The sequence below is a fragment of the uncultured Planktosalinus sp. genome, from assembly GCF_963973675.1.
Lineage (GTDB): Bacteria > Bacteroidota > Bacteroidia > Flavobacteriales > Flavobacteriaceae > Planktosalinus.
In genome coordinates this window covers 1-5178 of record NZ_CAXBAN010000182.1, presented here as the reverse complement: position 1 = coordinate 5178, position 5178 = coordinate 1, and the positions used below count along the sequence as shown (strand labels likewise).

The following is a 5178-nucleotide window of genomic DNA, read 5'->3' as shown; positions in this document are numbered from 1 at the left end:
AAAGTATATGGGTTTACGTCAGTTAAGTGTTTGTAGTAAATTTCAGAATTTAATCTAAACTTGCGATCCCACATTTTGAAACTATAATCATTCCCAAGAACAATATGAATTGATTGCTGTGCTTTGACATTAGGTCTAACTGTTCCGGTAGAGTCTCTAAGTTCTCGGTAAAAGGGGGGCTGGTGATAAAATCCTCCGGAAAGTCTGAATAACATATCAGACTCCCAGTCAGGTTTTATAGCTACCTGAGCACGTGGGCTAAAAACTGTTTGTGTTGTGGTTTCAATATCTTGGCCGCTTACAGTCCAGTTGTGAGCCCGCACACCGGCATTGAGCCACAACTCGTGCGCTCCCAAGCTGGTTCGCTTACTCCATTGCAAAAACCCGGAGATTCTGTTGATTTGTACATCGTTTAAGGCATCTATATCATTATAAGGAACCAATGGCGCATCAAATGGATCGTAGGGCTGTGTATTGATGTATTCGATTCCTGGCGGGCGAATTGAAAACCCTGCTGAATCAATGACTTCATATTCCTGAACACGATCTCTAATATCTTCACGAGTGTATTTTATACCGTATTGAAACTGATTGTCATTGACTGAATAATCACCTTTGTGCTCCAAATTGTAAATCAATGCATCTAGGTCATTTCTGGCATGAGTGAGTTGAGAGCCAATTGCACGGCTGAATTCAACTTCACCAAGGTCACTTGAACCAATATCAGAATTGACTTCACCAATGCGGTATTGTGCTAAAATATCAAAATGTTCCTGTTCTTTGGTATGATAGGTAGAAGCAATGAATTTTAAAGTTAGGTTTTGATTTGCGGCATAAGTGGCTTTAAATGCACCAAAATAGGTTTCATAACGGTCTTCCTCTTGACCTTCATAAAAAATAAGCAATGCTCTTGGGTCTGCAAGTGTTCCAAAATTGGTTTGACGGGTTAAGGGTTTGTAACTGTATTCATTCAGAGAAATATTACCTAAAAAGCCAATTTCCAGTTTGTTATTAACTTTGTATGTGAGGTAAGTCTGGGCATCTGCAAAAACGGGTTTGAAATTTGTTTCGGTTTCTTTGGCATTTACCAATAGACTATTATTTCTGTACCTGATTCCTCCTATAGCTGTCAAGCGTCCGTTTTTTGAAATCCCACCAGCAGATATAGTTCCGCCTAAAAGACTTAGGTCAACAGTGGCATCAAAGGAAACAGGACGCCTGTAGGTAATGTCTAAAACAGAAGAAAGTTTGTCTCCGTATTTTGCCTGAAACCCCCCAGCCGAAAAATCAACATTAGATGTAAGGTCACTGTTTACAAAACTCAAGCCTTCTTGTTGGCCACTTCTTATTAGAAAGGGTCTGTAAACTTCAATTTCATTTACGTATACTAAGTTTTCATCATAATTACCGCCTCTCACAGCATATTGTGTGCTCAATTCGTTATTACCGCTCACCCCCGGTAGAGACTTTAAAAGGTTTTCTACTCCTGCCTGAGCGCCTGGGGTTTTTCTGATGGTTTCCGGAGTTAGGTTTACAATGCCTTGCACTTGTTTGTTTTGTCTGCTGGAAATAATCACTTCATCGATTCCTTCAATATCAAATTCCATGATCGGGTTAAATTCAAAATCTTCATTGGATTCAAAATTTATTTCCAGCGAAAAGTTTTTAAAACTTATATGTGAGAAATTGATGGTCAACTCTTGATTGGCAGGCACTTCCAGTATGTAAAAACCACTAAAGTCTGACAGGGTTCCCGATGCATTATAAGTAACATTCACACCTGGAACGGGTTGATTATCTGCATCGAGAATCACTCCTTTTATGGTTGCTGTTTGTGCGTAAATACTATTGCCAATTAAAAAGACAAGGATGAGTTGGAAGAAGATAGTAGCTTTCAAATGTGTATTTTTATTTTCTGAAAAAAGTTGCTTCAAATTTAGAATTATTTCCAACATTATCAGTAACAATAAGTTTAAAATTGTTTTCAGTTTCCGGAATATTGTGGTCGTCAAAATGGTATGTCAATATTTTCTTTTTGTATTCATACTCCATTAAAATCCATTGACCATTAATGGTAGCACGGTAACTTTTGATGCCACTTAGGTTGTCATCTATTTTAATTTGTAATGTTTTGTGATTACTAATCCATTTGCCATCAGAAAAATTTACCGGTGAGATTGTAGGAGCTACAGTATCTACTCCTAAACCATAATCACCAAACTCTCTTACCCTTATAGAAATAACATCCCCATTTCTTTCCGTGTTACTGTAATATGGCACCCCCCGATAATTTAATTTTCCAATATATACCTTGTCTTTGTCCGGGGTATCAAAATTAGATATATCGGCAGTAATCGTGATGTATGAATGAATTGGGATGTTGTCTTTGTGAAAATTTAAAGTATTTCCGTCTGAAGTAATTTGTAGCTTTACATCATCATAAAAACTTCTTGGTGGTATGTTAATAGTAAATTTACCTTCCTTAATATCTGCACCTTCACGTTCGTAGACTGTATGGTTAAAATCATCTATTTTTTTTGAGGTTGTAATTGTGTCTTTTAATCCTTCAATAGGAACTGTAATAGTGACCTTGTTTCCGTTAAAATCTGAAACTAAGATTGTATATACTGAGTTATAGCCATCATTAATTGTTATAAACCCATTATTTTTTGTGTTTTTAAAAATACTTAACGGATTGTTTTTTTCAACAAATAACTTTTGGATCCGCGATTTTTTTTCTTTGTAAAATCCATAATCAATAAAACGATTTATGTAACGTGTTTCACTAAATGAAATTTTGTCAAAGACAAGATCGAGACAATTTTCGCCATTGTGGTTGGTTTGGATTCTAAAAACACCATTTCGGTTATTGGCAGCGTTTTGTTGATCATTTGCAGAAAGGCCAAAGCCTAAGGTGCCAAATGCAGTAATTTTTTCGGCTACAAAATTGCCGTCATTTTTTGGAATAAGCCTTAATTGTTTAGGGTTTGCATCCTGAAAAACATGTGAATCTTCACTAACTGGGTATACAAATACACTGTTTATAAGCGGTTTTCTGGTATCGTCTACAACTATGCCAAAAAGTTTAGGATTCATAGGCCTGGAGGCGTGGTCCCTAATTTCAAAATGTAAATGAGGTCCGCCACTACTTCCTGTATTACCGGTATAACCAATAAGATCTCCTTTTTTAACAATTAGTTGGTTTTGTGTTGGAAAGCTTTCTATTTCATAGGACTCTTTTTCATATTGTACATTTTTGACATAAGATTCAATGGCTGCTGCATATTTTTGAAGATGAGCATACACTGTTGAATACCCATTGGGGTGTTGAATGTATAACGCTTTGCCATAACCAAAATGTGCAACTTTAATTCTGTTTACAAAACCATCAGCAGCAGCATAAACCGGAATACCTTCTTTCATTTGGGTGCGAATATCCAAACCTGCGTGAAAGTGGTTGTTTCTCAACTCGCCAAAAGTTCCTGATAATTGAATGGGTATATCTAAAGGGTAAGAAAAGTAATCTACCAGTATTTTTTCATCCGATAAATAACTTTCAAAATAAGTGTCTTCCTGTGAAAAGCAAACAAAAGAAATTAAAAAAAGTCCCGCTAAAAGCCTGTTCATATTTTAAAAATAAACCTTTAAAGTTACAAGATATTACAAATACTCTTATTTCACAACTCAAAAACTAAACAAATATTATTATAAAAAAAGATTTAAAAATGTTGGCTTATTTCATTTGGTATCTTAACTTTGTGTAATTAGCATTGATATACATTTTTAATGGGTTCTCTTTCTGAAATTGTTGATACTCTTGAAAATAGAATTAGTAAGCTGCTTCATAGTTATGAAAGTTTAAAGCAAATTAATTCTGGTTTGGAAAAAGAGTTGGCTCAAGAAAAGCTTCAACACTCCAAAACACGTGAAGAGTTGGAACAATGGAAAGATCAAACAGACAATTTAAGAGTTGCCAATGCTATGTTAGGCAGTGACCAATTTAAACGAGAAACTAAACTCAAAATAAACGCTTTGATTCGTGAAATCGATGGTTGTATTTCACAATTGAGCAATTAAATTAAGTATGTCAAACCAATTGAAAATAAAACTATCGATTGCTGACAGGGTATATCCCTTAACGGTGAACCCAAATCAGGAGGAAGGTCTGCGAAGAGCAACCAAAAAGATAGAAGAAATGATCAAGCAGTTTGAACAAAATTATGCTGTAAGGGATAAACAAGATGTATTAGCAATGTGTGCCTTACAATTTGCAGCCCAAACAGAACAAAAATCAGTAAGCAAAGAAAACGATTTTGCAATTACAGAAGAAAGGCTGCAAGCCCTTAATGAGACTTTGCAGGAATTTTTAACATAACGTTCTTTTAAATATAATAAGGTACTGCCTACATTATTACAAATTTTGATAAACTCAACACGATCTCTTTAAAAAGGGTGAGTTCAAGATGTAAAAGCGTGCCGTCTCAGTAAAATTACTGACTGACGGATTATTGATCATCTTAGTAGCCCTAAACCTGATTTTAAGGAGTTTATACAAATCAACGTATTAATGTAGGCTTTTTTTTTATCTAAATTTAACCAACATGGATAGTTTATTTTTAATAATAGCAATAGGAGTAATAGGAATTGCATTGGGTTTTTTATTGGCCAAAATGATTGAAAAAAACAATGGTTCAAACCTTGTAAAATCTGCCAAAAAAACAGCTTCAAACATTTTGAAGGAAGCAAAATCTGAAGCAGAGACAATAAAAAAAGACAAAATTCTTCAAGCCAAGGAAAAGTTCATCGAACTTAAATCTGAGCATGAAAAAGTGATTTTGAGCCGCGATAAAAAAATCGCTGAAGCTGAAAAAAGAGCTCGCGATAAAGAATCGCAGGTTTCAAATGAGCTTTCAAAAAATAAAAAGCTCAATTCAGAACTTGAAGATCAAATCAAAGAATATCAGGAAAAACTTGACTTTCTTGACAAAAAACAAACTGAAGTTGACAAACTATACAGAAGCCAGATAGAACAACTTGAAGTGATTTCTTCATTGTCTGCTCAGGATGCTAAAGCGCAACTTTTTGAAACGATCAAAGAGGAAGCCAAAACTGATGCCATGGCATTCATTCAAAATTCTGTAGAAGAAGCAAAGCTAACTGCTCAACAGGAAGCTAAAA

Annotated in this window: 5 protein-coding genes and 1 other RNA gene; 4 read left to right on the top strand and 2 right to left on the bottom strand. The window is 35.1% G+C overall.

The annotated features are described in order from the left end of the window. A partial coding sequence (locus AACY61_RS08275; protein ID WP_339611098.1) for a carboxypeptidase-like regulatory domain-containing protein occupies positions 1–1955 on the bottom strand: 1955 nt, incomplete at its 3' end. Next, the gene (locus AACY61_RS08270) at positions 1909–3627 is read right to left on the bottom strand and encodes a M23 family metallopeptidase (RefSeq protein ID WP_339611097.1); all 1719 of its coding nucleotides are present in this window, start codon (positions 3625–3627) and stop codon (positions 1909–1911) included. The genes AACY61_RS08275 and AACY61_RS08270, both read right to left, overlap by 47 nt. A gap of 159 nt (positions 3628–3786) precedes the next feature. On the opposite strand from AACY61_RS08270, the gene AACY61_RS08265 reads away from it, so the two are divergent. From AACY61_RS08265 to AACY61_RS08250, 4 genes are all read left to right on the top strand, one after another. Then, positions 3787–4077, top strand: a complete 291-nt coding sequence (locus AACY61_RS08265) for a hypothetical protein (protein ID WP_339611096.1) — start codon at positions 3787–3789, stop codon at positions 4075–4077. 7 nt (positions 4078–4084) lie between these two features. Beyond that, positions 4085–4375 (top strand): cell division protein ZapA, encoded by a 291-nt coding sequence (locus AACY61_RS08260; protein WP_339611095.1) that lies wholly within the window; start codon positions 4085–4087, stop codon positions 4373–4375. A gap of 52 nt (positions 4376–4427) precedes the next feature. Further along, a non-coding RNA gene (gene ssrS / locus AACY61_RS08255) (6S RNA) lies at positions 4428–4549 on the top strand. Positions 4550–4601: 52 nt separating this feature from the next. Continuing rightward, the coding region (locus AACY61_RS08250; RefSeq protein ID WP_339611094.1) for an Rnase Y domain-containing protein at positions 4602–5178 on the top strand (577 nt) is incomplete at its 3' end.